The organism is Nostoc sp. TCL26-01 (assembly GCF_013393945.1).
In the GTDB taxonomy this organism is placed as follows: Bacteria; Cyanobacteriota; Cyanobacteriia; order Cyanobacteriales; family Nostocaceae; genus Trichormus.
The window spans coordinates 4,664,770-4,689,729 of sequence record NZ_CP040297.1 but is presented as its reverse complement, the minus strand read 5'-3'; the positions used below and the strand labels follow the sequence as shown (position 1 = coordinate 4,689,729).

Annotated in this window: 23 protein-coding genes and 1 pseudogene; 8 read left to right on the top strand and 16 right to left on the bottom strand. The window is 40.7% G+C overall.

Translation table 11 applies throughout. The features are described 5' to 3' along the window. Positions 1–69: 69 nt before the first annotated feature. Entirely contained in the window at positions 70–693 is a 624-nt protein-coding gene (locus tag FD725_RS20270; protein WP_179049809.1) for an FMN-dependent NADH-azoreductase, read from the bottom strand. Positions 694–828: 135 nt separating this feature from the next. Here FD725_RS20270 and FD725_RS20265 point away from each other — a divergent pair, with 135 nt between their 5' ends. Then, entirely contained in the window at positions 829–1,170 is a 342-nt protein-coding gene (locus tag FD725_RS20265; protein ID WP_179049808.1) for a helix-turn-helix domain-containing protein, read from the top strand. A 13-nt stretch (positions 1,171–1,183) separates the two neighbouring features. On the opposite strand, the gene FD725_RS20260 is transcribed toward FD725_RS20265, so the two are convergent. The 4 genes from FD725_RS20260 to FD725_RS20245 all read right to left on the bottom strand — a co-directional run bounded on the left by FD725_RS20260 (position 1,184) and on the right by FD725_RS20245 (position 4,261). Then, complete coding sequence (locus tag FD725_RS20260) at positions 1,184–1,567, bottom strand: salt stress protein, Slr1339 family (RefSeq protein ID WP_179049807.1); 384 nt, start codon at positions 1,565–1,567, stop codon at positions 1,184–1,186. A 57-nt stretch (positions 1,568–1,624) separates the two neighbouring features. After that, entirely contained in the window at positions 1,625–2,530 is a 906-nt protein-coding gene (locus tag FD725_RS20255) for an Rpn family recombination-promoting nuclease/putative transposase (protein ID WP_179049806.1), read from the bottom strand. A gap of 22 nt (positions 2,531–2,552) precedes the next feature. Further along, on the bottom strand, positions 2,553–3,560 hold the full coding sequence (locus FD725_RS20250; RefSeq protein WP_306296880.1) for an alpha/beta fold hydrolase: 1,008 nt from the start codon (positions 3,558–3,560) through the stop codon (positions 2,553–2,555). A gap of 89 nt (positions 3,561–3,649) precedes the next feature. Further along, positions 3,650–4,261: a hypothetical protein gene (locus tag FD725_RS20245; protein WP_179049805.1), complete on the bottom strand. Its 612-nt coding sequence runs from the start codon at positions 4,259–4,261 to the stop codon at positions 3,650–3,652. Between the two features lie 412 nt (positions 4,262–4,673). Here FD725_RS20245 and FD725_RS20240 point away from each other — a divergent pair, with 412 nt between their 5' ends. Next, positions 4,674–5,090: a biotin carboxylase gene (locus tag FD725_RS20240; protein WP_179049804.1), complete on the top strand. Its 417-nt coding sequence runs from the start codon at positions 4,674–4,676 to the stop codon at positions 5,088–5,090. Between the two features lie 70 nt (positions 5,091–5,160). On the opposite strand, the gene FD725_RS20235 is transcribed toward FD725_RS20240, so the two are convergent. From FD725_RS20235 to upp, 3 genes are all read right to left on the bottom strand, one after another. Continuing rightward, on the bottom strand, positions 5,161–5,439 hold the full coding sequence (locus FD725_RS20235) for a YggT family protein (RefSeq protein ID WP_179049803.1): 279 nt from the start codon (positions 5,437–5,439) through the stop codon (positions 5,161–5,163). Between the two features lie 163 nt (positions 5,440–5,602). Further along, a complete protein-coding gene (locus tag FD725_RS20230; protein ID WP_179049802.1) occupies positions 5,603–5,953 on the bottom strand; it encodes a hypothetical protein in 351 nt (116 codons plus the stop codon). 168 nt (positions 5,954–6,121) lie between these two features. Further along, positions 6,122–6,772: a uracil phosphoribosyltransferase gene (gene upp, locus FD725_RS20225; RefSeq protein ID WP_179049801.1), complete on the bottom strand. Its 651-nt coding sequence runs from the start codon at positions 6,770–6,772 to the stop codon at positions 6,122–6,124. A 424-nt stretch (positions 6,773–7,196) separates the two neighbouring features. Between upp and crtH the strand changes: the two genes are divergently transcribed. Further along, positions 7,197–8,720, top strand: a complete 1,524-nt coding sequence (gene crtH / locus FD725_RS20220) for a carotenoid isomerase (RefSeq protein WP_179049800.1) — start codon at positions 7,197–7,199, stop codon at positions 8,718–8,720. Positions 8,721–8,810: 90 nt separating this feature from the next. On the opposite strand, the gene FD725_RS20215 is transcribed toward crtH, so the two are convergent. The 5 genes and pseudogenes from FD725_RS20215 to FD725_RS20195 all read right to left on the bottom strand — a co-directional run bounded on the left by FD725_RS20215 (position 8,811) and on the right by FD725_RS20195 (position 12,946). Further along, positions 8,811–9,746 (bottom strand): alpha/beta fold hydrolase, encoded by a 936-nt coding sequence (locus FD725_RS20215; protein WP_179049799.1) that lies wholly within the window; start codon positions 9,744–9,746, stop codon positions 8,811–8,813. 327 nt (positions 9,747–10,073) lie between these two features. Continuing rightward, a pseudogene (locus FD725_RS20210) lies at positions 10,074–10,424 on the bottom strand (DUF4112 domain-containing protein); the annotation flags it as partial. An 86-nt stretch (positions 10,425–10,510) separates the two neighbouring features. Next, complete coding sequence (locus tag FD725_RS20205; RefSeq protein WP_179049797.1) at positions 10,511–11,413, bottom strand: YihY/virulence factor BrkB family protein; 903 nt, start codon at positions 11,411–11,413, stop codon at positions 10,511–10,513. Between the two features lie 190 nt (positions 11,414–11,603). Next, on the bottom strand, positions 11,604–12,017 hold the full coding sequence (locus FD725_RS20200; protein ID WP_179049796.1) for a hypothetical protein: 414 nt from the start codon (positions 12,015–12,017) through the stop codon (positions 11,604–11,606). 56 nt (positions 12,018–12,073) lie between these two features. Beyond that, positions 12,074–12,946 carry a zinc metalloprotease HtpX gene (locus tag FD725_RS20195; RefSeq protein WP_179049795.1) on the bottom strand — a complete coding sequence of 291 codons (873 nt, stop codon included), beginning with the start codon at positions 12,944–12,946 and terminating at the stop codon, positions 12,074–12,076. 451 nt (positions 12,947–13,397) lie between these two features. On the opposite strand from FD725_RS20195, the gene crcB reads away from it, so the two are divergent. Further along, the gene (gene crcB / locus FD725_RS20190; RefSeq protein WP_179049794.1) at positions 13,398–13,796 is read left to right on the top strand and encodes a fluoride efflux transporter CrcB; all 399 of its coding nucleotides are present in this window, start codon (positions 13,398–13,400) and stop codon (positions 13,794–13,796) included. Between the two features lie 113 nt (positions 13,797–13,909). Here crcB and FD725_RS20185 read toward each other — a convergent pair whose 3' ends face one another. After that, complete coding sequence (locus FD725_RS20185; RefSeq protein ID WP_179049793.1) at positions 13,910–14,194, bottom strand: DUF2470 domain-containing protein; 285 nt, start codon at positions 14,192–14,194, stop codon at positions 13,910–13,912. A gap of 219 nt (positions 14,195–14,413) precedes the next feature. On the opposite strand from FD725_RS20185, the gene FD725_RS20180 reads away from it, so the two are divergent. Then, the gene (locus tag FD725_RS20180) at positions 14,414–15,172 is read left to right on the top strand and encodes a metallophosphoesterase family protein (protein ID WP_179049792.1); all 759 of its coding nucleotides are present in this window, start codon (positions 14,414–14,416) and stop codon (positions 15,170–15,172) included. A 10-nt stretch (positions 15,173–15,182) separates the two neighbouring features. Here the strand turns inward: FD725_RS20180 and FD725_RS20175 are convergent, their stop codons facing one another. Continuing rightward, positions 15,183–16,040 carry a M48 family metallopeptidase gene (locus FD725_RS20175; protein ID WP_179049791.1) on the bottom strand — a complete coding sequence of 286 codons (858 nt, stop codon included), beginning with the start codon at positions 16,038–16,040 and terminating at the stop codon, positions 15,183–15,185. Between the two features lie 285 nt (positions 16,041–16,325). Between FD725_RS20175 and psbA the strand changes: the two genes are divergently transcribed. The 3 genes from psbA to FD725_RS20160 all read left to right on the top strand — a co-directional run bounded on the left by psbA (position 16,326) and on the right by FD725_RS20160 (position 20,570). Beyond that, positions 16,326–17,408, top strand: a complete 1,083-nt coding sequence (psbA, locus tag FD725_RS20170) for a photosystem II q(b) protein (RefSeq protein ID WP_179046298.1) — start codon at positions 16,326–16,328, stop codon at positions 17,406–17,408. 131 nt (positions 17,409–17,539) lie between these two features. After that, complete coding sequence (aroC, locus tag FD725_RS20165; RefSeq protein WP_179049790.1) at positions 17,540–18,628, top strand: chorismate synthase; 1,089 nt, start codon at positions 17,540–17,542, stop codon at positions 18,626–18,628. A gap of 289 nt (positions 18,629–18,917) precedes the next feature. After that, positions 18,918–20,570, top strand: coding sequence for a hypothetical protein (locus FD725_RS20160; protein ID WP_306296879.1), 1,653 nt, complete (start codon positions 18,918–18,920; stop codon positions 20,568–20,570). An 84-nt stretch (positions 20,571–20,654) separates the two neighbouring features. Here FD725_RS20160 and FD725_RS20155 read toward each other — a convergent pair whose 3' ends face one another. Continuing rightward, on the bottom strand, positions 20,655–24,530 hold the full coding sequence (locus FD725_RS20155) for a hypothetical protein (RefSeq protein ID WP_179049788.1): 3,876 nt from the start codon (positions 24,528–24,530) through the stop codon (positions 20,655–20,657). Positions 24,531–24,960: the final 430 nt, after the last annotated feature.

Sequence of the window (24,960 nt, the reverse complement as noted above, 5' to 3'; positions counted from 1 at the left end):
GAGTTGAGTTTAATTCAAAAAAGCGCCACCCGTGAGGGTGGCGCTTTTTTGTTTGAGTTTTTAGATGAGTTACCAATTAGTTACAGCTTGAGCGATCGCATCCTTAGCTAGAGCTAGAGATTTTTGTCTCGCATCATCACCCAAGTTAAGGCTATCAGCGTGAATGAAAGTTATCTCAGTTAAACCGATGAAACCTAAAATAGCACGAAGATAGTTTTCTTGAAAATCGTAAGCTGCGTAGGGGGTTCCTGGTGGATACGTACCACCACGGGATGTAATGATCAAAACTTTTTTACTGCTATCCACTAAACCTTTGTAGCCGTTGGCATCCATTGTAAAGGTGCGTCCCACTCGCACAATTTGGTCAATGTAGGCTTTAAAAGTAGAGGGTATATTCAAGTTATACATCGGCACACCAAAAACGTAGCGATCAGCAGCTAAAAATTCGTCAATCAGGCTATCAGACAACTCAATGACCTCATTGAGTTCCGGTGTACGTTGATCTGGCGGTGTAAAAGCAGCAGCAATCCACGGTTCGTCCACATGGGGAACAGGATTGTGGCCTAAATCTCTGTAAGTAACGGTATCATCAGTATGAGTATCTTTCCAGGATGTAATAAACTCATAAGAGAGTGTACGAGAAATAGAGCGATCGCCACGAGGACTAGTATCAATGTGGAGAATATTCGCCATAGTTAAATTCCTCAAAGATAGGCATACAAAGAAAGTAGGACTAAGTATCAAAATACTTGTCCAATCGACTTTAAACTATGTACAGTTAATATAAAAGTAGGCACTCGAAAGTTAGATACTTACTAAAAAGTAACTATGAAAGCTGAAGCAGAAAATGATCGCAGGCTGTCTTGTGAGGTGGAAACTACTTTAAAAATAATCGGCGGACGCTGGAAGGTTTTAATAATCAGAGAATTAATGTCAGGAATAAAACGATTTGGTGAGTTGCAACGAGCTTTACCAGGAATTACACAAAAGATGCTCACCCAGCAACTTCGAGAAATGGAAGAAGACGGCATTATACATCGAGAGGTTTATGCACAAATCCCCCCCAAGGTAGAATATTCATTAACACCACTAGGAACAAGTTTACAACCAATTCTTTATGCCATGCACGAATGGGCTGTAAAACATTTTTCTTCAGAAAATTCTCAGTAAAACAATCGTTAGTTCACTTTTGTAGATATTCCATCGCTGCCTCTAATTTAGAACGATAATTCTCAGAAAATCTTTCAAACCAAAGTCCTTCTGGAGAAAATGGGTCTAATTTTTTTAACCAATCTTTTGCTCGATTTTGCAAAGCTTCTTTTTGTTGAGCCTTAATTTGCTCTTGTTGAATTCTTTGTTTTTCTAATTCTTGCTGCTTTTCTAACTCCTGGGCTGCATCTTTTGCTGCAAAGTCAGCCTGAACTTCTGCTAATAAGTTATCTATGACTGCTGCTGATTTGTTGGATGTAGTTGGCTTGACTAAGTTAGGCTTTTGCTGCAACTGCTTTAGTTGTTCGCCACTATATTCAGAGTGAATTTCAGCTAATAGCTTATCAATACTATCCATTGTTTTTAATTAACCTATATTGAAAAATAAGAGTGCTGAAGCTGAGAAAAAAGTTTTTTAGTAACTACGAACTGCTGCTAACCAAGCCTGTAAATCAGCCAAGCTGGTAAAATCTAACAATGCTTCAGATAAATCTTCAAGAATAGGTAAGGGTAAACTAGAAACAGAAGAACGCATTTCCTCAGATAGTTCTCCAAATCGCTTCGTCAAAAGTCTAATAATTAAATTTATTGTAGCTTCCTCTCGTCCCTCTTCCCGTCCTTCTTCCCGTCCCTCTTCCCGTCCTTCTTCCCGTCCTTCTTCCCGTCCTTCTTCCTTAATTTCTTGATAAACTCGCGTTTGTTGTAGCGTTATCCCTAGCATTTGTTCTACCTCTCCTCGGCTCAATTTTTCAAACTTGTAGACCATAATCGTTGTAATCATTTCTATTATGGCGCGACTTGCTATCGATGATGATTCTTGATTGGTTTTGGTTAACAAATATCTGGCTGCTTCTGGTACTTGGGTTTCTTCTAAGGTAGTTAGTACCATAACTGCTATCCATAAAGGCAAAGAGCGAATATCGCCTAATTCATCTAAATATACTCGATGCACTTGCTCACTATTTAGAAATCCACGATGGGGATAAACGTTACTTTGTTCAATCTTGTGAGATGGATAAATAATTACTGCCTGCCAGTCGCTAAATCTAGTAGAGTTGCGGTAGAAATATAGTGAAGACTCAGCAAATACTCTTGCATAAAGCTGTTCGTCTCGCTGAAATTGCACCTCACAGAAATAGACTACCCCTGCGCCTGCATTTTCTGGTGGTAAAAATACCCCGTCAATTTCAAATTTAGGTTCTTTAACAGCTACAGAATCAAATCGATAAGCATCCGCATTAGTTGGAGGATCTGTTAATAATTCAAATAACAGAGTAGGATATTGTTGAAATAATTTGTAAAAAATTGAGTCTCGGCGCATCGGAATTAAATCGTAATTACTTCTATTGTCTTTTTAGCTTTTCTATAATCATTTGAACAGCACTCAAAATTATCTCTGGTTGATCAATCCAAACAAAATGTCCACTTTGATGAGCTTGAAGTTGTGTACAATCTGTAGATAAATTAAGGATTTGTCTGTGCATTTGTTCCCGCAAATCATTGGCAGCCGCTATTGGTAAAAAAGTAGTCCACATGGATGGATGGAAAAAAGTATGAGCTTTGATACTAACTATGGGTATTGTTCCCGACTGACTATTTGATAGAATTTGGCGACTACTTGTATCTAAATTGAATAGTTCCCGAATCATGGTAATCCAATGCTGGGGGCGGCAGAAAGAACGTTTGATAGGTTTTAAATATTCTGATGAATATTTTCTTAATTCTGGTTTAATCAATTCAAATGTTCCCATCACTTTCAGTAAGCGAATAATCCCAAAAATTGACCCTAAGATTGACATGATAAATCCGGAAATAAAAAATAATTTTAACCCTTGTAAATAGATAGACATTTTTAACATTCCAGTTTCATGGAGTCCATCAGTCAGAACTATTCCTACTACTTTTTCTGGGAAATAATGTGCATATAATCTCACGTTATAGCTACCGAAGGAATTGCCTACAAGTATATAAGGTGGGGCAATCTCTGCTTGCGTAAGGAGTGAATTTAACTCTTTGACAATTTGTTCACTAGTGCGGGGATGAGGACTATAATCACTCCACCCATATCCAGCACGATCATAAATACAAACTTGTGTCAGCTTGGCTATTTCTTGTACCAGTAAATAACCTTCAATACCACCTAAACTATGTTCTAAGACAACCGTGGGAAGAGTGGGACTAGATTTTCCCAAAGTGTAAAGGTGCAAGCGATGTCCTCCCACATCAATTAGTTGTCCTGGTGGTGGATTTCTATCTTCTATCCTGCAAGCGATCGCTTGATAAAAAGTTGTAGCTAATAGTAGACTAGTTTCGATAAAGGACGACATTTGCCAAATATAGATAATATTCAAAGCTGGAAACGAGACACTCAAGTAACCTGTACTGAGTATAGGGGTTGAATTACCTTAATATTCGCTAATTTCTCTATCCCTGACTCCAACTACTGTTTCGGCCAGCGCCAGTTGTAGCGGTTCCATTCGTAGACACCTACAATTTCGTACTCAGCGCCGTTGTAGAAGCGAACAACGCAGTTAGTTATAGAATCAGCACCATTGCTAATTTCATCAATCTTGATTACGTTCACCAGAAACCATTCTCGTGTACAGGGGCCATCATCTTGCACCCATTCCCACAGGGCATTGGCAACTTCAATGCGATCGCCTACTCTAATTCTTAGGGCATCTTCAAAATAAGCATACTTGTCAAAGTGATATGACTCAACCCGATTTAACCATTGCAAGCCATAACGTTCACGAATAAACTGCACCTGTCCCGAATCGTTCTCATGCAGCCAATCGTTTAGTAACTGTACTTTCCAAGTGCGGTTTTTTTGTTCTTCGGTTTTGACGAACCCTAAAAATATCTCTAATTCTTCTGGAGTGAGTTCGTCTAAAGGATTGACAGTATCTAAGTTTCCCGAATGAGATTGCCGATAAAGTTCCTCGACCAATTGCAATAATATCTCCTTTTGCGTAGCAGTGAGAGGACAGCTAGCTGCATCACAACGATGAAAGGCTGTTTGCAAAACTGTTGTAATCTCATCGGGAGTCATAATGTGATATTGATCAAGGGTCTGATTTAATAATTATTACAAAAGTTAAATAAAAGTCGTTAGTCATTGGTCAATAGTCAATAGTCAGTGGTCATTATCATTTCTTCTTCTCCCCTGCTCCCCTACCAAATCAGTTACCAGTGACCAGTTAACAGTTATCAGTTACCAGTTAATAAACGTTCACTGTTCACTGTTCACACCCCTGCACCCCTCACTCAGCACCGGCTAAACGCCGCGCTACCGCTAACAGCACTCCCTCACTCCACCCTATCTCCTATCCCCTAATCTCCCCTCATCGGTATAAAGTTTAGTTAGGTTGACTTGCTACCTTAATACAGATATGAAAAAGAAAAACAGTACACCGCTATTATTGAATTTTTTGTTGTTAGCTAAATGCTACTATTCACGACTAATGACAACCATAGTGATTTCTGGCTTGATAGCCGTTGTCTCGTGGATATGGACACCCTCGGCTTTAGCTTTGACTCAGATTAAATTGTCAGACTTGTCATATCAGGAATGCCCAGCAGAACTGGCTAAGGGTGCTGTCACTAGTTCGGGTAGTGGGGCGGCTAACTGTTTTATTGTCACTGGTAAAGCAGAAAATGGTACATATAAGACTGTCTACGATGCAGATATCTTCGGGCGCATCTATGATGCCAATAACGATCCGATATTACAAAACCGTACTCGTCTAGGTTCTATTGCCGAAGTTCCACCGGGAACTAGCGATTTTGAGTTGAGAATTTCTGTACCTGCAAATCAGCCATTACCTCTGAAACTGAAGCAGTTTAAAGCATCTGGATTTAGCGCTCAAGTCCGCAAGTAGAAGTGAGATGATGAGACTTGTAGAGACGCTGTTGACCTCACGTCTCTACGGAGTCTGTGGAGAGTGAGAATTAAAATCCCTGGGCAAATGGTAGAGTCGTGAGGGTTTTGAGGAAATCGCTAGTTAAAGTTAGTACCAAAAAAGCGAGGATTGGGGAAAAATCCATGCCACCCAGGGGGGGGATAATGGAACGGAAGAGATTTAAATAAGGATCAGTTATTTGGCTTAAAGCGGAAAATGGTTGGTTATACCAGTTGATATTGGGGAACCAGGTTAATAGAACTCGAATAATCAACAAGTAACTGTAAATGGTTATGAAGGTAACGAGGGTAGTAATCAGTAGATTCATGGATGTATTTGTTTCCTACTAAGTGTCAAAAGCGGTCATATTATAGATTTTAATTCAGTCTATGCTATGAGGTATGCAGATCCTTGCCGCATTAACCGTCATGGGAATCGGGCGTGGAGGATGGTGGGTTTAATTAAGAGATAAAAACTATCTACAGAATTTTTTAAGCATCTGTACTGGGAGAACGATCGCCTGTAGACTGAGTTGGTGTACCGTTGACGTTGCCTAGATGCTTCCTGACTTCATCGATTGTGGCATTTAACTGAGCAATTTTATCTTCTAGCGATCGCCTTGCCGATTCTATTTCCAGATTCTCACCCTCAGAAGACATCATCTGACGACGTTTAGCGGAAACTCTTTTATTGTCTGTGGAACCGTTAACCTGTTCTTTCCCTTCTTCAATCAATTCGTCATCTCGTCTGGAAGCAATCACAGCGCCTAAAATACCGCCGACGACACTGCCAAATACTGCCCCTGCTAAAAAGCCACTAGCAAAACCATCACGCTGACTCATAACTTTACCGCCTTGAAGCAACTTTTAATTTTTACTACGTTATGGGTGTCAGTTGTTAGTTGTCGGTTGTCATTTGTTTGTCTAGGCAAATTATTGCTAATGACTACTGACGAATGACCACTGACAAAATTCTCATAAACTATTTTCCTGCTCTAGGTGCATACTAGCTTATGTGCCGAAGATGCGATCGCCTGCATCTCCTAGTCCTGGTACAATAAAACCCTGGTTATTAACTACTTCATCAATAGTAGCTGTGTAAATTATTAGACCAGGATAAGCTGCACTCAATTTTTGTAAAGCTGGTGGGGCTGCTACGACACAAACGATGCGTGTCAATCCTGGGTCAACACCACGTTGTACTAATTCTGCCATTGCTGTCATAATCGATCCTCCTGTAGCTAACATCGGATCGGTAATCAACACTCTGGTTTGTGGGTCAAATTTTGCTGGTAACTTATTCAAATAACACGAGGGTTCTAGTGTCTCCTCATCACGCACCAACCCCAAGTGATAAATCGAAGCCAAAGGAAGGAGAGTTTGCGCCCCTTCTAATAATCCTAACCCTGCCCGCAAAATCGGCACAACTGCCACAGGTATTTGGGGATTTATCACAGTTGCGGGACAGCTATCTAAGGGAGTTTGTACCACTGTTTCTTCCGTTGGCAACCACTCCCGCGCCGCTTCATAAGTCAGCCACCTGCCTAACTCAGTTATGGCGCTACGAAATAATACTGAAGGTGTAGCAGCATCACGGGCAACTGCCAGCCAGTGCTTGATGAGAGGATGGGGAGGAACGTAAACACGCAGTTGTACCGTCATAGCCCGAAATAGCCACTTTTAATTCTATAAGAACTGAAACATCATCATACTCTTTCTTGTAATTCCTAATTCATAATTCGTAATTCGTAATTATAAAAATTTGGTTTCAAATTGGTAGTCGGACAAAATTATTGCAAAAATTTTTCATTAGTAGTTGACATCTATTCTCAATCACAGTTATATTATTAGTCAGTGTTCTCCTCTCTTTAAGGATCGGCAGACGGGATTGGTCGGCGGTAGCAGACTCGTCCCTCTTTTTTGTGTATTGGTCAATGGTCAATAGTCAATGGTCAATGGTCAATGGTCACTACTCAGCACGGGCTGCATCGCCCCGCTACCGCTAACAGCACTCAGCACTCATCACATAAATAGAAGTATTATAAAATGCGGGCTTCTTAGTTAATTTCATGTAAGTGTAACGTTTATGTCCGCAACTTCCATTAACTCCCGAAATTCTTTATTTGACGTGATTGTTATTGGTTCTGGCATTGGTGGGTTAGTCACAGCAACCCAACTTGCAGCTAAGGGTGCAAAGGTGCTAGTGCTAGAAAGTTACGTGATTCCTGGTGGTAGTGCTGGCTATTTTGAGCGTCAAGGTTATCGGTTTGATGTCGGTGCTTCGATGATTTTCGGCTTAGGAAGCAAAGGAACGACGAATTTACTGACTCGTGCTTTAGCAGCTGTAGGTACTAGCATAGAGGCGATCGCTGATCCCGTACAAATTCACTACCACTTACCTAACCGCTTAGACTTGAAAGTTGAGCGAATTTATGACAATTTTTTGCAAAATCTTGCTGCTTATTTTCCTCATGAACAAATCGGGATTCGTCGTTTTTATGACGAATGCTGGAAAGTATTTAATTGCCTCAATCGCATGGATTTGCTGTCCCTAGAAGAACCTCGGTATCTACTTAGAGTATTTTTGCAGCATCCTCTAGCGTGTCTTGGTTTACTTAAGTACCTGCCTCAAAACGCTGGTGATGTTGCCCGTCGCTACATCAAAGACTCTCAATTACTGAAATTTATCGACATGGAATGTTATTGCTGGTCTGTTGTTTCAGCCGAGATGACACCAATGATTAATGCAGGCATGGTCTTTTCTGACAGGCATTATGGCGGTGTCAACTACCCCAAAGGCGGAGTAGGACAAATAGCCCAGAAACTAGTAGAAGGACTACAAAAAGCTGGAGGTAAGATTCAGTACCAAGCCAAAGTTACAAAAATCATCACTGAAAAAAACCGTGCTGTCGGTGTCAAACTAACTAATGGTGAAATTTATCAAGCTAAACGGATAGTATCTAATGCTACAAAATGGGACACATTTACAAAATTACTACCCGTAGATAAAATACCATCTAATGAGAAAAAATGGCAACAAATTTATCAAAAATCACCCAGTTTTTTTAGTTTACATATGGGAGTAAAAAAATCTGTCTTGCCCCACGGCACAGAATGCCATCATATTGTGTTGGAAGATTGGGAAAACATGATGAAGTCGGAAGGTACACTTTTTGTTTCCATTCCCACCTTACTTGACCCAGATTTAGCCCCAGAGGGATATCATATCATTCATGCTTTTACACCCCACTGGATAAGTGATTGGCAAGGACTATCTACAAGTGAATACGAAGGCCAAAAAGAAACAGTAGCTTGGCGAATTATTGATCGTCTAGAGAAAATTTTTCCTGGGCTAGATGCAGGTTTAGACTATCTAGAAGTGGGAACACCCCGCACTCATCGCCGTTTTTTGGGAAGAGAAGATGGTACTTACGGCCCCATACCCCGACGCAAGCTACCAGGGTTATTAAAAATGCCCTTTAATCGCACAAAAATTCAAGGGCTTTATTGCGTAGGAGACAGTACCTTTCCCGGACAAGGTTTAAATGCTGTAGCCTTTTCTGGCTTTGCTTGCGCCCATCGCATAGCCGTAGATTTAGGATTTTCATGAGAGGCTAGAGGTTATACCAATTAAAAATTCAAAATGAAGAAATAATGACCAATGACCAATGACTAATGACCAATGACCAATGACCTATTATTAAATAAATCCCGTATCCCGCAGAAATTTCAGAATAGCGTGATTCACAATCTTTGCAGAACCCGTTGAGGCATCATGATAACAGTTCTCTAAAATTTGCAAGCGGGAATTAGGTAGGTGTTGATGTAATTTTTCTCCATGACTAGCAGGAAACCAACTATCTTGATCACCCCATAAAATTAATGTGGGACACTCAATTACACTCAAGTTTTTTTGAATGTGACTGAGCATATTTGGTTTGTTTGCTTGCCAATTTTCGATTTCTCTGGCTGCTATTTGTAACTCTTCTGCAACTTTGACAATAGTGCCAGGAATTTCAATAAATGGATAAGTAATCCAGTACACATCTTCTTGAGTTAAAATCGATGGATCAAATAAGACTTTACGTCTCTCTACAGCCATGATTTCTCGCAATAAAGGCGCAAATACATAAGCTAGGCGCAAAGAGTCGATTGTTTGTAATATTTCTATGGGAGTTCTGGCCAGTAGAGACATCGCCCAATGGGGAAGTTGTTCAGTAAAAATCGGTGCATTGATCACTACTAACCTGCTGATCAATTGGGGATTTTTTTGAGCTAAAGCTAGGGCAATTAATGCACCTAGAGACTCAGCAACAACAATCGCAGGTTCATCACATAAACTTTGAATAATCCGTTCTAACTCAACAACTTGATGCCCATTTTGTTCTCTACGCCACCAAGGCTTTTCGGAAAAACCGAAACCTTTAGCATCGACACAAATGACTCGAAAATTTTGAGATAAGGGGGCTACGCTATAACGCCAATTATAGCTCCAACTACCCATACCATGTAGTAAAAATAATGGTCTACCCTTACCTTTTTCACCGTAGGCAATTTGTACTGGATAACCTTGTACATCACTAATAATTACACTTTGCCGCCCTTGAGGGAAAGTTGCTTGCCACCAATCTTTCATTCTTTTGATCAATGAGTGATCTCAACACTCGCTAAGACATTCTACAGTAGAAAATGAAGAGTAGGAAATAGTTTTCTCCAACTTATCGAACAGAATTCAGGAGTCAGGAGTTAGAATGGGCTAAACGCCCCGCTACCGCTAACAGCATGAATTCTGTACGACTGGCGGATGAATAAATGGGTCTAAAACCCTCTCCAAATCTACGATTTAGAGGTTTTCAATCAATCGATGATTCAGACCCGCAACTAATTTATTCTGACTCCTGTAGCTTGCTTCCCGTAGGGTATTCTGACTTCTGAATTCTTCTTCAAGGTTATTTTCTATTTACCTTAAGTGTTCTTCTATTAGCCTGATATTATATTCGTTTGCTGTCCAAGCAAAATCAAATAAGTCACCCAAAACAGGAATACTACCTACTAAAGTATCGATGATGATATTAAATATCATTTTCTGCAAAATCTTTTTGGGTAAACCTAATCTTGATGCTTCAAAGACGATGTAGCTAGACAGGAGTAAACCTAAAACATCCCCGCCAATGGGGATAAATCCGATGATGGGATCTAAACCAAGGGCAACCGGTGTGCCGGGGATAGCGATAACCTTATCTAACAGGCGACTCAATTGCCGCAGACGTTTGATAGTAATTGCTCGCTCACTGATAGAAGAAAACTCTGGCATTTAGGCGATCGCTCATTTATTTCTCATAAAATCGTTCAATATTATACTGCTATCTAAAACTTTTGCAAAAGTTGTAATGATATTTATTAATTAACCTTTGCTGATAAATTTTTAGACGCTTTTGAACGCATTTGTTCACCTACAGTTACGTTTAATTGGTCTCCAACTAACAAAACAGCAGCACTCATCCACAGCCACAGCATCAACACGATCACTGTCCCTACTGCCCCATAAACTTTGTTATAGTTACCAAAATTGGCTACATATTGGCGAAATAAGGCAGAAAGAATTGCCCAAAAAACTGCGGCAATGATTGCGCCTGGCATCATTGGTGTGCCTGGATTCCAAACACTAGGCCCGTAGCGATAAACAAAACCAAATGCTGTGGCAACAATTCCTAAAGCCAAAGGCCAGCGTAATAACTGCCAAAGATGTAGGAGGAAAATTAAAGAACCATTTTCATTTACAACTACTCCTAACAGTAAATCACTGATAAACACCAAAAAAGAAGCCAGTACCAAAAGTAAGATAGTTCCTACTGTCAAGCCTAAAGAGACAAGTTTTGCTTGCCAAAAAGGGCGGATTTTTTCTGGGGGTATTTGATGGATTTGATCAAAGGCTGTCATTGCTGTATTTACTGCCCCAGAGGCTGTCCAAATGGCGAGTATGAAGCTGAGAGAGAACAAACCGCTATTTTTGGGGTTGGTAATTTCTTTGCTAGCAAAATCACTAATTAATGTCATCGCATCATCTGGTACTACTTGACTCAGTTGTATCGCCAATTGTCTGAATGTGTCTTGCAAAGATGCTTCTAACAAACCAATGGCTGTAAGCATAGCCAGAATGGCGGGAAATAAAGACAAGATTGCATTAAAGGCAATTTCTGAAGCTAGCCCTAGCAGTCGTCTTTCGGAGATTCTGGTAAAAGTTTTTTTGATTGCAGCCCAGTTGAGATGACGAAAGAAGCGGAGAAAACGAGACGAAACCATGATTTCTAGTGATGGCAAATAAGTTACTCAAATAATTTGCCAGATTTTACGTAGCGATCGCATCTATCCTGACGCTAACTTTATCTATCGCTGAGAAGGCATTGATACAAAAAGATTTGGGGGTGTAAGTGAGAGAAACTCTTGCACTTTTACACCCCCATATTTTTATACCTACTCTCAAGAGCTAATTTTAACCTTCATGACGAGGTGCATTGAAAGCTTCCCAAGCAGCTTTAGCAGCATTCTGTACACGGACACTTAAGTCTGTAAAATCTTTCATCATTAAGTGCCAGTTTCTCTCAGTTTCGTCTTTGAAAACTGCCCAAAAATATTCTAGGCGATCGCGTTCGATAATTTTTTCTCCTTCAATTGTTTCTCGTGCTTTGCGTACTGCATTTAAATAAGTTTCGCGGGTAAGAGTTCCGGCTGATTCGGCTTCTGCTTGAGCGCGTCTTCTGAGTGCTTCAATCAGCGCTTTAGTTTCGCGCTTCACTTCATCAGTTTCTCCAGCCATTTCAGTTTCCACGATTTCGTTGGTTTGAGAGCTGATTTCCACCACAACGGTAGATTCGACAGTTTCAATTTCGATGTTGTTAGGATTCATAAGTTAATACGTCCTTTTAGTCAACAGTCATTAGGCAATGTACTTAACCCACATTGTTAATAAGTATTGGTCTGAATTTGTTGCTCTAATTTCAGCAACTGTGCAACTCGTGCTTCGGTAGATGGGTGACTGGAGAATAAATTACCTAAAAATTTCCCAGAAATAGGATTGATAATTAACAATGGTTCAAAAGCTGGATTTGCATCCAATGGTAGTTGACGCGCACTGGTTTCTAATCTTTGTAATGCACGAGCTAAAGCGCGGGGATTACCTGTTAATCTAGCAGAACCAGCATCAGCAGAAAACTCTCTTGTGCGGGATATTGCTAATTGAATAACGGTAGCAGCTAGAGGTGCAAGCACTACAGTTAATAATATTCCCAAGGGGTTTCCACCTCTATCGTTATCGCGTGAACCTGCACCGCCAAACCACAAGCTATAACTAACCATTTGTGCTAAGAAAGAGATAGCACCAGCAACTGTCGCCGCTACAGCTTGTGTTAAAGTATCACGATTAATAATATGACTCAGTTCGTGAGCAATCACAGCTTCTAACTCATCTTCTGGCAGAATATTTAAAATACCTTCTGTGACAGCAACAGCAGCGTGTTCTGGATCTCGTCCCGTAGCAAAAGCATTAGCAGTTTGGCTGGGGACAATGTAAACTCCAGGCATAGGAATCTGAGCGCGTTGCGATAATCTTTGCACCATGCGATATAGTCCTGGTGCTTGGCTTTCGTTTACGGGTTGCGCGCGGTAAACTGCCAAAGCAATTTTATCTGATTGATACCAAGAAAACAGGTTTGTAACTGCTGCTAACCCAATCCCGATCATCAAGCCATTAGTACCGCCAATTACCCAATAACTAATGGCAATTAATAAGCCACTGAGGGCAGCCAGTAAAGCCAGCGTTTTGAATTGATTTCCCATATTTTGCTCTCCTGCTAATGCTGTATTAATTTTTTTAAGCTTTCCTAAACAACAGCATTACTTAAGCCGTACCTTGATTGTATCTATCTGAACATGGATTTATCAGGTAGAAATTGCGCCCCAAGCTAAGTACGGTTTTCCCTCTCAAATTTATCAAATAAAAGTCATTAGTCATTGGTCATTGGTCATTGGTCATTGGTCAAAAACTAAGATTTTTGACTGTTGACTTTGGACTTTTGACAACTATTGCTTTTATTTAGTCTGCCAGTTGCGTAAATCTTGTTTATTAATTACTAGTAAAAATTTACTTTTTTGAACGATTGATTATTGATGTTATAAAATACTGTGTTAAAGATTACTTTTTAGAAAAATTAATCCTGAGCTAGTACTTATACTTAATGTTAGCTATGCCACTACCCATGAGTTAAGTCATCAAATTAGATGCTTATATATGTTACAAGACCCTAATCTACGTATTCCTATTGCCATTAGTTTAGGTGCGATCGCAGGTGCATTAAGCCGCTACTATATTACTTTCTGGTTTGTCCAACGCTTTGGGGCAAGTTTCCCCTACGGAACTTTCTTTATTAATCTTAGTGGTTGTCTAGCGATGGGATTTTTCACTACCCTAGCTTTAGAAAAAGTAGTGACTATTTCCCCAGAAATTAGATTAATAGTAACAACTGGATTCTTAGGAGCATACACAACTTTTTCCACTTACGGTTTAGATTCTGTCACCTTATTCCGTAACGGTATGTGGTTATCTGCAACTGGCTATTGGCTAGGTAGTGCCATACTCGGCATTATCAGCGTTCAGTTAGGTGTACTCCTCGCTAGATTATGGAGATAAATTAAGTAGGGAGTGCTGTTAGCGGTAGCGCGGCGATGAGCCGCGTGCTGAGTGAGAGGCAAGAAGAGAATCTCTTGACTAATGACTAATAACTATTGACCATTGACCATTGACTATTGACCATTGACTCGCGCCTGCTTAACCATAGCAATCAGAGTTTGATGAGCATCTTCTGCATCGGCTAAAACATGATCAAATTGAATCCGCACAGGTATAGTTTCTCCGTCTACTTTTGCGGTTAAATCCATACCTTGAGCATCAATAGAGAGCATTTGAGCGGATGTGGTTTGGGTGATTTTGCCAAATACCTGAGCATAGAGAACGATCGCATCGCTATGATCTTCATTCATATGTTTGCAGATGCGTGAGCTAATTTCAGCAGAAAACTGTTCAGACATTGTAAAGTTAGGTGTCAGTGACAAAACATCTGCCTAAATTTTAAGCTACCTGAGAGCTGATGGGTCGTCATCATTTGTTCTATGTAATTCCCCCGGATTTTGTGAGAACACGCTAACATAGCTTTAAACTTGTCAAGTAATTTTTACCTTTTGATACGGAATCCCAAGCGCTTAAACTGTAGCAAAAGTATTCAGCTAAGTTATTTCACTTAAGAACCAATGAGCGAAACTAGTCAACGTCGAATAGTTATTGGGGATGTACATGGCCATTATGAGGGATTGATGAGTCTTTTGGCAGCGATCACTCCTGGGTTAGATGACGAAGTTTATTTCTTAGGAGATGTGATTGATCGAGGCCCCCATAGCTCATATGTAATTAATCTGATCAAACAGCACAACTATCAATGTCTGTTGGGCAATCATGAACAGATGTTATTAAACATTCTCATGAGTGACACAATGTCTGTTCCAGCAATGCAAGCATGGTTACATAGTGGGGGACAAGCAACTATGGCCAGTTATGAAGACAGCAGCATTCCTGAAGAACATATAGATTGGTTGCAGAGTTTACCTACATATCTTGATTTGGGGGATGTTTGGTTAACTCATGCCGGAGTTGATCCCAATTTACCTTTGTCAGAACAGACATCTGAACAATTTTGCTGGATTAGACAAGAATTTCATAGTATTACTCAGCCATACTTCTGTGATAAACTGATTATTATTGGTCATACTATTACTTTTACTTTCCCTGGCGTTAGTCCTGGTAAATTAGCTAAAGGGCAAGGGTGGCTAGGTATAGATACTGGTGCATACCATCCGCGTAGTGGTTGGCTAACCGCTTTGGATGTGACAAATAACCTAGTCTATCAAACGAATATTTTTACAAACTCCTCACGTACCATACCTCTAGAAGATGGGGTAGTTAATGTTGATCCCATCAAAATAACAGCTCGCCGCAATAAACAGCGAGCATAATTATTTAGTTTTAGAGTAATTCTCGGATTCTCGCTCGATAGGCAGCATTATCCAATCCGTAACGTCCATTACTGGGTTGAGAAGCAATACTGCGTCTGAGGGCATCGATGCGATCGCTAGTTGCAGGGTGAGTACTCAAAAACGTGGGAACCGAACCGCCGCCTTTCAGCAATTTTTGCATGAAGGAAACCATACCTGACTGAGCATAACCGGCTCTTGTTAAAGTTCTTAATCCTCGTTTATCAGCATCAAATTCATCTTGACGACTACGGGGACGGTTGAGTGCGAGTTCTACGCCAATCCCTACTGCTGTGTTGCGATCTAAACCTGTGGCTGAAGCTACACCACTAGCTAGGGCTTTTTGGCGCATCTGTTTAACGAGATGTTTACCACCAATATGACCAATTTCATGAGCCATGACACTGGCTAGTTCTGCTTCATTGTCGGCAGTTTTCAACAAACCCGTATTGATATAAACATAACCACCCAAAGTCGCAAACGCATTCACAGCATCATCTTCAACCACTTGGAAGGTAAAAGGAAGATTTGGGCGATCGCTATTTGCCGCCAGGCGTTCTCCAATTTGTTCCACGTAGCGATTGAGTTCAGCATTCCGAGAAATTCTCACTTCACCACTACGCAATTGCTGATTCATTTGCTTGCCCAGATCAACCTCTTGGCGATCGGATATATTAGAAAGCTGGAGTATTTGCACTCCTTGTAACAACAGAGGCCTTAAATCTAAAGCCTTCCCAGTTAAAGGTGTACCGAGACACAGACTCACAGCGACTACCACTGAAATTAATGGATAAAACCAGCGTCGTCGCCACACACGATAATTAGCAACTAAACCTTTCCTGCTCATCATAATCCGGTCAGAAGATAATTGCGGAAGCACATCAATTAATTAGGACGTATTTACAGTTTTTTAAGTTGCATTCTTGACCAAGATGCTACATTTCACAGATGTATAGGGATAAACATGAGCGATCGCTCCTTATCTTGCCGTTCAATAAGTAAAACTCATCATTAATATCAACTCTACAAAATCTCTCCTACTTGATTAATTTTTGTAAAGCGGTGTAAATTACTAATACAGGCGAAAACAAACACGCCTGATACATACATAAAATACAACCGCAATTATAAAACCATGACCGCAACCTTACAACAGCGCCAAAGCGCCAACGTATGGGAACAGTTCTGCAACTGGATCACCAGCACCAACAACCGCATATACATCGGCTGGTTCGGCGTATTAATGATCCCCACCTTGCTAGCTGCAACCACCTGCTTCATCATCGCCTTCATCGCCGCCCCCCCCGTAGACATCGACGGCATCCGTGAACCAGTAGCAGGTTCATTAATGTACGGAAACAACATCATCTCCGGAGCAGTAGTACCATCATCCAACGCAATTGGACTACACTTCTACCCAATATGGGAAGCAGCATCATTAGACGAGTGGTTATACAACGGAGGTCCATACCAACTAGTAGTATTCCACTTCTTAATCGGAGTATTCTGCTACCTAGGACGTGAATGGGAACTATCATACCGCCTAGGAATGCGTCCATGGATCTGCCTAGCCTTCTCCGCCCCCGTAGCAGCAGCAACAGCAGTATTCTTGGTATACCCAATCGGACAAGGATCATTCTCAGACGGAATGCCCTTGGGTATCTCTGGAACCTTCAACTTCATGATCGTGTTCCAAGCAGAGCATAACATCCTGATGCACCCCTTCCATATGTTAGGAGTAGCAGGAGTATTCGGTGGAAGCTTATTCAGTGCAATGCACGGAAGCTTAGTAACATCTTCCTTAGTTCGTGAAACCAGCGAAAACGAATCACAGAACTACGGCTACAAATTCGGACAAGAAGAAGAAACCTACAACATCGTGGCAGCCCACGGCTACTTCGGTCGTCTCATCTTCCAATACGCATCCTTCAACAACAGCCGTTCCTTGCACTTCTTCCTAGCAGCATGGCCAGTGATTGGTATCTGGTTCACCGCCCTAGGCGTAAGCACAATGGCGTTCAACTTGAACGGATTCAACTTCAACCAATCCATCATCGACTCTCAAGGTCGTGTAATCAATACCTGGGCTGACATCATCAACCGCGCTAACTTGGGTATGGAAGTCATGCACGAGCGCAATGCTCACAACTTCCCCTTAGATTTGGCTGCTGCTGAGTCTGCTCCTGTGGCTATCAGCGCTCCTGCTATCCACGGTTAATTTCTCAGCTTAATCTAGCTCGAAAAAGCGTCTCCCTCACGGGGGGCGCTTTTTTGTTAATAAATTTAGTTTGTGTGCAGAGCGAAAACTCTAGGTACAATACATAAACTGCATCCTTTTGCTTCAACGTCATGGGAAATACTTTTGGACATCTATTTCGGATCACTACTTTTGGCGAGTCTCACGGCGGAGGCGTGGGAGTTGTGATTGATGGTTGTCCTCCACGATTAGAAATTTCTGCTGAAGAAATTCAACTAGAGTTAGATAGAAGACGACCGGGGCAAAGTAAAATCACTACACCCCGCAAGGAAGCAGACACTTGTGAGATTCTGTCTGGAGTTTTTGAAGGTAAAACTCTAGGAACACCAATATCGATTTTGGTGCGGAATAAAGATACTCGTCCCCAAGATTATGACGAGATGGCACAAAAGTATCGCCCTTCCCATGCAGATGCAACCTACGATGCTAAATATGGGATTCGGAATTGGCAAGGTGGGGGTAGGTCGTCAGCTCGTGAGACAATTGGACGAGTAGCCGCAGGTGCGATCGCTAAAAAAATTCTCCGTCAAGTTGCTAATGTAGAGATAGTCGGTTATGTCAAGCGCATCAAGGATTTAGAGGGTGTAGTAGATCCGAATACTGTCACCTTAGAACAGGTAGAAAGCAACATTGTGCGTTGTCCTGATGCAGAATTGGCAGAACGGATGATTGAATTAATCGAGCAAACTGGTAGACAAGGTGATTCTATCGGTGGTGTGGTGGAATGTGTAGCGCGGAATGTGCCGAAAGGTTTGGGTGAGCCAGTATTTGATAAATTAGAAGCTGATATCGCTAAAGCTGTGATGTCTCTCCCTGCTAGCAAAGGTTTTGAAATTGGTTCTGGCTTTGCGGGAACTCTGCTCACAGGAATTGAACATAACGACGAATATTATATTGATGATCACGGCGAAATCCGCACTGTAACTAACCGTTCTGGTGGGATTCAAGGTGGTATTGCCAACGGCGAAAATATCATTTTGCGAGTTGCATTTAAACCCACAGCTACCATTAGGAAAGAGCAAAAAACAGTCACTCGTGAAGGTGAAGAAACTGTATTAGCCGCAAAAGGCAGACATGATCCTTGTGTTTTACCACGTGCAGTGCCGATGGTGGAAGCAATGGTGGCACTGGTGTTGTGTGACCATTTGTTACGCCAGCATGGGCAGTGTGGAGTATTGTAGCAATTACGCTGTGTATTTTGGGAAATTGTGTATTTTGAGAAATACTGATTTTTCTTGGGTGAGTATTTTACTCGCCTTTTTTTACTAGTGTTGTTATGGTAGTAGATAACACATTTTACTAAGTGCGTTAGCGGAGCTTACCGTAGGTATCGCATCTACTGTCAACATGGATCAAGAACAGGAAAATCGGCTCAAACACTTCACTGCACTAAAATCTAAGTATCAAGCTACTAATTATCAAGAATCATCACCGTCAAGTTTACTGTATCTCATTTTACGTAAAGTTGATTTGGGACTTAAACTGAATGAATTAGAGTTTGATTGGTTAAAAGAGCAAAGACTTTTGGAAACAATTGAAGTTATTCAGCTACAGCAATTTAGCGCTGGAGAAGCTAAAAGAATAGAAGCTGATTTTGCTTATTTGAAAAGTAAGTATAAAATTACTAAACCTTGGGAATTTTCAATCGATAGTTTTTTGTACACGATACTTTGGAAACTAGAATCAGGAAATGATCTCAGTAACGTAGAAATAGAATTATTACAAAATAATAATTTTACGCAAACAGTGGCAATTATTCAGGATTTAAAAAAATTTAAGGACTTGAAAAAAAAGTATCAAGCTACTAAATATCAAGATTCATTCCCTGACAGCCGATTGTACAAAATACTCAAAAAAATAGATACAGAAGATAATTTAAACGACTCTGAATATGAATGGCTATTAAATCAAGAACTTTTTGAAACTATAGAAATATTTGAACAACAAAAGTCTGCAAAGCAGGCTCAATTTACTCAACTCAAGATTAAGTATAATGCCAGTCAACATCCATATACATCTCTATCTAGTCAATTATATCAGATACTACAAAAACTTGATGCAGATAAAAAACTAATGTATTCGGAAATTTACTGGTTAGAACAACAAGGATTGACTGAAACAATTGCTATTGCAGAAGAACTAGAACAAAAACGAGAATTTACTGCCTTGAAGATAAAGTATAAAGCAGCTCAATATGATAACTTATCGCCAACTAATTATCTATATACAATTCTAAAAAAGCTTGATTCAGAAAGTCAGTTAGATGAACAGGATTTGACATTTATTACTCAAGCTAAATTGGTAGAAACACTGAAAATTGCCAATGATAAATATGCTGATACTCTGAAATTAAAGATAGGAAAATCAGTAATCCTCAGTGAAGTAGAAATCACATGGTTAAATAATCATGGACGTGAAGATATTATTCTGTTAGCTCAACAAAAACATTTTGAAATACTCAAAAGAAAATATGGATTGATAGACCCTAATCTAGAAATGCAGCCATTTTACACAATTATGGTGAAGTTGGATAACAAGGAACGTCTAGATCCTCTTTTAGTTGCTCAACTATTAGAACAAAAAATGTTGTCTCGTGATGGTAAGATTGCCATTGCTCATTACAGACTAGAAGCAGAGTTTCATGAGCAAGAACTTAAGCGAACTGGAAATAAGTGGCAAATACCTACAGCTAGTAGTTATTGGCGTAAAGCAAATGAACCAGAACAAGCATTAAAATTAACTAATCTAGACTTAGGAAAAATCAAAGAAGGTAATCTCAAGTCAGCTATTTTAGTGACTAGAGGTGCAGCATTCAGAGATATGGATGAATTGGCTGATGCTGAAAATTGTGCCAGAAAAGCTATGGAATATCAGCCTGATAGCTATCAACCTTATACCTTAATGGGCGCAATTTCTTATGATCGTAGTGACTATGTGGAAGGTGATTATCGGTTTGAACAAGCAATACAACGTGGAGCTAAAAGTGAAGATATTGATGATGAACTAAAACGAGTATTCCGTAGTACAAAAAATCAAGAGAAACGACATGAAGCAGCAGAATATTTACTAAAAAAAGATGTAAAACGCTACTCTTGGGCTAAGTCTTATCTCAACAAATCCTAAGATAAATTTGTGTAATTTAATATGAATTAGGGTGTTGGGTTGCGTGTTGCTCCACCCAACCTACATCTAATATTTTCTGGGATATTAATGAGTTGATCTGACAACAAAATTCACAGTATAAGGTTCCTCTAGTGATTGTTGGGTGCTGGCTTTGATAGCATCTAGATAACGATGGAATACTAGCAATTGTTGGGGGTTGGGACGGTAGGAAAGATTGCCTTGTTTGGCAAAAAGTGGTGTAGTAGCGATCGCCTGATAATCAGCATTACTCAGAGAATTTGCTGTTAACCAGGTAGATTCGGGGGTGACTGGAATTAAGCCGGGGGGTAGTTCACCTTCTAGGAAAGCTAATAAGCGTTGCTGACAAATACTGGTATTAATTCCCCGTGCTTCAAATAATTGCAGTACTTCGTTAAAAGATAAAGTTCTGTCTGGCAATAGCCGCAGTAATTCGGTGAACAGGAAATAATCAGTATATTGATGTCGGGATTCTTCTAAAACTTGGGGATGTAAGGGTAGCATCGCCAAACCACAAGCAACTCGACTACAGTTAGGTGCGCCGTTTTCCCCCAGATAGGAGTCTTGAATAATCTTTGCACTGGGGAGTTTTTGCCTCAGCCAACGATTTACCACACCCAAATTAGCTACCCCACCAGTTAAAATGGCTTGATTAATCGCTTCTGTCGGGATACCCCGCGCCACCAACAACTTGTTAAGTTCGCGGTTGAGACGACGAACGAAGGGGACAAACACCTGACTTTCTAAATCTCGACGCTGTAATACCCAGCGTTGATCAGCTAAATCTAAACTGAAAGACTCTTGGTGTTGTAAAATCAACTTCAAAGCCAAAGCAGCATCAATCACCGCTTGCCCTAGCAAGGAACTTTCTAGACGCTGCTGGAGGCGAATCCGCGCATGGATATCAGGTTCACCGACGCGGGGTAATACTAATTCTTCCCACCCTAAACTCTGCCATTGCATTCTATCTACACCAGGAACAGCCGATTGCCATTGCCAAGGGTTACTGGTAATTTTTTGATGATCTTCTGGATTTTCCCAGCGAGATTGGCGATATTTTGTTGATAAAAGTAACTGACAGATAATATCCTGCTCCAGTCCTTTGCTGGCGTAGGCGAAACTGTGGAGCATGAAATTATTGTGTGTCAGTTGTGATAAGCTATCTGGGATATCGACTAGTGCCATTTCTGTGGCTGTTGCACCCACATTGATAATCAGGGTATGACCAATTAAGGGATGATCGCTGCTATTGGCTGGGGATAAGCCTTTGTGAGTACTTAATTGGACAGCTTCACCATTAGCACCGTCAAGGAAACTGAGAGTATTGGCGATCGCTTCTTCAACAAAAAAGACTTGCCCTGGATGTGGGACTAATTTACTGGTAAGTAAAGCTTCTCGCACATTAAAACGATATTGTTCTGACCAACTAGATGGACAATTGCAGATAATTCCCGCAATATTACTGGTAATATGATGGAAAGTCCGTTGATTTAGACCGACAGCTGTGGCAATTAACCCCTGAGTTGTGCTGTAACGGTCTGCCTTGAGGGTTAAAAGTAACTTTGAGAGCGATCGCACTACCCAAATCAAAGGCCCTGCTGAAAGTTCATTAAATTGCAATACAGGTTCCCATTTTTGCAGTTGATTTTTGTAGGGAATCGCCACCTGTAAATATGGCTTCAACTGCACAGAGTAAAGATGACTTTTCACATCAGGGGTTGATGAACCTGGTGTTCCTTCCATCCCAGAGGGAGTCACAGAAGTCGTCGGTAGATAAACCTCTGCTGGTAAGCGGAATGACTGCTGGAATGAATTTGCCCCTGGTTGTGTTTCGGCTGACCAATAAATAGGATACACCACACCCGTAGAGCGATTTAATAAAGCCGCAGAAATCCCTGTGGTTCCTAAATCAATCCCCAAATACCAAACAGAATCAGAACTTTGTGGCGTAACTTCTGGATTTGGCTGTATGGGAGTAGGTGTATTGACTGCTGTTTTGGTTTCGTTTTCGCTATTGGGGGTGAAGTCCAAAACTGTTTGTGTTTGCGGTAGAGATATGGAAGCAACCTGGGGAACTTCCACATCAGCAACCACGCTAAGATGATTTTCGGTTACTTCCGGTTCCTGTTGGCTATGAACTTCTGGAGTAATCTCGGCAAATTGTGTCTCTGATGACGGCTGCTCATCTAATTTAGCCAAATCTTGATGTAATTTCAGCCATTGCTCCTCATTTAAGGAAATATCTGGCAGCTTGATTAATTGAGTGACTTCTGGAGAAAGTAAATTTTCTTGAGGTGAAGCAGGGGTATAGTTATTGGCTAATTGTTCTGGTTGCTCATGGGGAATGACTACTGCTGGTGTTTGAGGTGCTGGAGTTACAGGTGATTTTTCTGTATCTATCAACTGTTCTGCCAAATCGACATCAGTGTTAATTGATAAATCTGCTAGGGTGGCAATAATATCATCATTTGTTGGCGGTGTGGAGATCGCTGGAGCCATTTCCAGTAAATTTGTTTGAGTTTCCACCTCAAACAACGGCGCTTGCCACAAATCTGATGATGGTGTGGAAGTAATTGGGGTTTCGTCTGAGTTCAGTTCAACTAAATCAAATAAACCCGTATCTGATTGATCAAACCACGCATCCGGCATCATTGCTGCCATATCCACATCTGCAACAGGATGAATCGGAGTTGTGGGTGCATCTTCCACATCCAAGTCTGGTAAATCAGTCGTCATGGACTCTGGATTGAATGCCATACCGACATGAGAAAAACGATCATTGCCAAACAAGCTCGCGTAGATTAAATCTACTTCATCACCTTCTAATTCCCAACCCTCCGAAAATAATGTTGTTGGTGTATCCGGCTCATCTGCTGCTAAAGGTGTATCAACACCAAGCTGTAAAAGTACTGCATCTAGCTCATCTGTGTTAGTAACTGCTTGATTATCTGGTGCTGGCGGTGTCGATACTAACTCTGGACTAGGTGTAGGAATGGGGTCTAGTTTAGGGGCTGGTGGAATAGTTGGCAAAGATAGCGATAAACTAGGCAGAGAATTTTCTTTGTCTTGGATAGATGAAGGTAAATTTGATACTTGTTGTTGTAAATACTGTGTCAAATTATTCAGAAAATCCGCCATTACCCTTTCGCCTTGCAAGCCTGTACTGTGCATTCTTGCCAGTGCTTGAGACAAAGACTCATGATAAGTATTAATATTGCGCTGTAGTGCGTCAAAAATTACGTTAACAGTCCCATCCAAGGACAACAAACGCTGATCTAATTCCTGAGTGAGTTGTGTTAAACGTTCCCCCTGTTCTGATGACTCCCAAAATGTTGGAGGTGGGGCGGTTGAATTCAAGCTAGAGCGATCGCTATCATGAACATCATGAGGAAGATTAGCCGTAGTTCCCGTTACCTGAACGGCTAAAGCTGGTGCTAAACGATTCATCAGCACCTGCAAAAAGTCGGTAATTATTTGCTCTTGATTCGCTAACTGCTGACTTAAGGAATAATTTTGTAATCGTTTTTGTTCCAACTGGCGAATTTCCTGCATCAGAATTGTTCGCTCTTGCAACAATGCGGTGATTTCTCCTTGCAAGGGTTGGATTAATTCGGATAACTCATTTTTAAATTGTTGAAATGAAGCATAACTATCTTCTTGCTGAGTTTGCTCCAGCTGTGTAGAAGACTGATGCTGATCTTGATTAATAAATTTTGTTAACAAAGATGAATTATAATTCTGTCCCGTAGCTAAATCGCGGTTCGCATTTTCTGCTATCTCACTCTCATAGAGATTAACTAAAAAAGTCCGAATTTTCTCCAAAACCTCATTTGGATCTTGCGCCTGACTAGACAGCAGCCGAGACAGGCGCTTACCACTGCTACTGAGTAAACTGTCAATATCTGCAATTAGTTTTTGAATTTCATCAGTACGGGAAGTCACTTTAAATTACCTTAGCTAGAACTTTTAGGTTAACTGGGTGGAAAATTAATTTGACAATTGTAGTTTTTTTAAGCTTTGTCTCTAAATTCCTGGTTTTAGGGTGTAAGGGTATAAGGTTTTACGGGTGAAGACATAATGATTTCGTTGGTTTTATAGTCATGACTCATTGCTTGATTAAAACTCTCAAATTGTCAGGGAATAGGGAGTGAGGGAAGAGAGATTTATCATAATTGATGATGAAACTTGTTTCATTGGGAATACCTACTTTCAAGTCAGTTGTTCAAGCGAATATTACAGCCTTTGGGACTTCATAGTATGAAAACACAAAAAAATCCAAACCGCCAAGCAAATTTTCTACTATGTAAAAACACGGGGGAGTAGAGAGTGAGGGAGTGCTGAGTGCGAAGTGCTGAGTGGAAGTCGGAAGTCG

Excerpts from the sequence above, each read along its gene's own strand:
- FD725_RS20270 (WP_179049809.1), bottom strand. The coding sequence starts at position 693 with ATGGCGAATATTCTCCACATTGATACTAGTCCTCGTGGCGATCGCTCT.
- FD725_RS20265 (WP_179049808.1), top strand. The coding sequence starts at position 829 with ATGAAAGCTGAAGCAGAAAATGATCGCAGGCTGTCTTGTGAGGTGGAA.
- FD725_RS20260 (WP_179049807.1), bottom strand. The coding sequence starts at position 1,567 with ATGGATAGTATTGATAAGCTATTAGCTGAAATTCACTCTGAATATAGT.
- FD725_RS20255 (WP_179049806.1), bottom strand. The coding sequence starts at position 2,530 with ATGCGCCGAGACTCAATTTTTTACAAATTATTTCAACAATATCCTACT.
- FD725_RS20245 (WP_179049805.1), bottom strand. The coding sequence starts at position 4,261 with ATGACTCCCGATGAGATTACAACAGTTTTGCAAACAGCCTTTCATCGT.
- FD725_RS20240 (WP_179049804.1), top strand. The coding sequence starts at position 4,674 with ATGACAACCATAGTGATTTCTGGCTTGATAGCCGTTGTCTCGTGGATA.
- FD725_RS20235 (WP_179049803.1), bottom strand. The coding sequence starts at position 5,439 with ATGAATCTACTGATTACTACCCTCGTTACCTTCATAACCATTTACAGT.
- FD725_RS20230 (WP_179049802.1), bottom strand. The coding sequence starts at position 5,953 with ATGAGTCAGCGTGATGGTTTTGCTAGTGGCTTTTTAGCAGGGGCAGTA.
- upp (WP_179049801.1), bottom strand. The coding sequence starts at position 6,772 with ATGACGGTACAACTGCGTGTTTACGTTCCTCCCCATCCTCTCATCAAG.
- crtH (WP_179049800.1), top strand. The coding sequence starts at position 7,197 with ATGTCCGCAACTTCCATTAACTCCCGAAATTCTTTATTTGACGTGATT.
- FD725_RS20215 (WP_179049799.1), bottom strand. The coding sequence starts at position 9,746 with ATGAAAGATTGGTGGCAAGCAACTTTCCCTCAAGGGCGGCAAAGTGTA.
- FD725_RS20205 (WP_179049797.1), bottom strand. The coding sequence starts at position 11,413 with ATGGTTTCGTCTCGTTTTCTCCGCTTCTTTCGTCATCTCAACTGGGCT.
- FD725_RS20200 (WP_179049796.1), bottom strand. The coding sequence starts at position 12,017 with ATGAATCCTAACAACATCGAAATTGAAACTGTCGAATCTACCGTTGTG.
- FD725_RS20195 (WP_179049795.1), bottom strand. The coding sequence starts at position 12,946 with ATGGGAAATCAATTCAAAACGCTGGCTTTACTGGCTGCCCTCAGTGGC.
- crcB (WP_179049794.1), top strand. The coding sequence starts at position 13,398 with ATGTTACAAGACCCTAATCTACGTATTCCTATTGCCATTAGTTTAGGT.
- FD725_RS20185 (WP_179049793.1), bottom strand. The coding sequence starts at position 14,194 with ATGTCTGAACAGTTTTCTGCTGAAATTAGCTCACGCATCTGCAAACAT.
- FD725_RS20180 (WP_179049792.1), top strand. The coding sequence starts at position 14,414 with ATGAGCGAAACTAGTCAACGTCGAATAGTTATTGGGGATGTACATGGC.
- FD725_RS20175 (WP_179049791.1), bottom strand. The coding sequence starts at position 16,040 with ATGATGAGCAGGAAAGGTTTAGTTGCTAATTATCGTGTGTGGCGACGA.
- psbA (WP_179046298.1), top strand. The coding sequence starts at position 16,326 with ATGACCGCAACCTTACAACAGCGCCAAAGCGCCAACGTATGGGAACAG.
- aroC (WP_179049790.1), top strand. The coding sequence starts at position 17,540 with ATGGGAAATACTTTTGGACATCTATTTCGGATCACTACTTTTGGCGAG.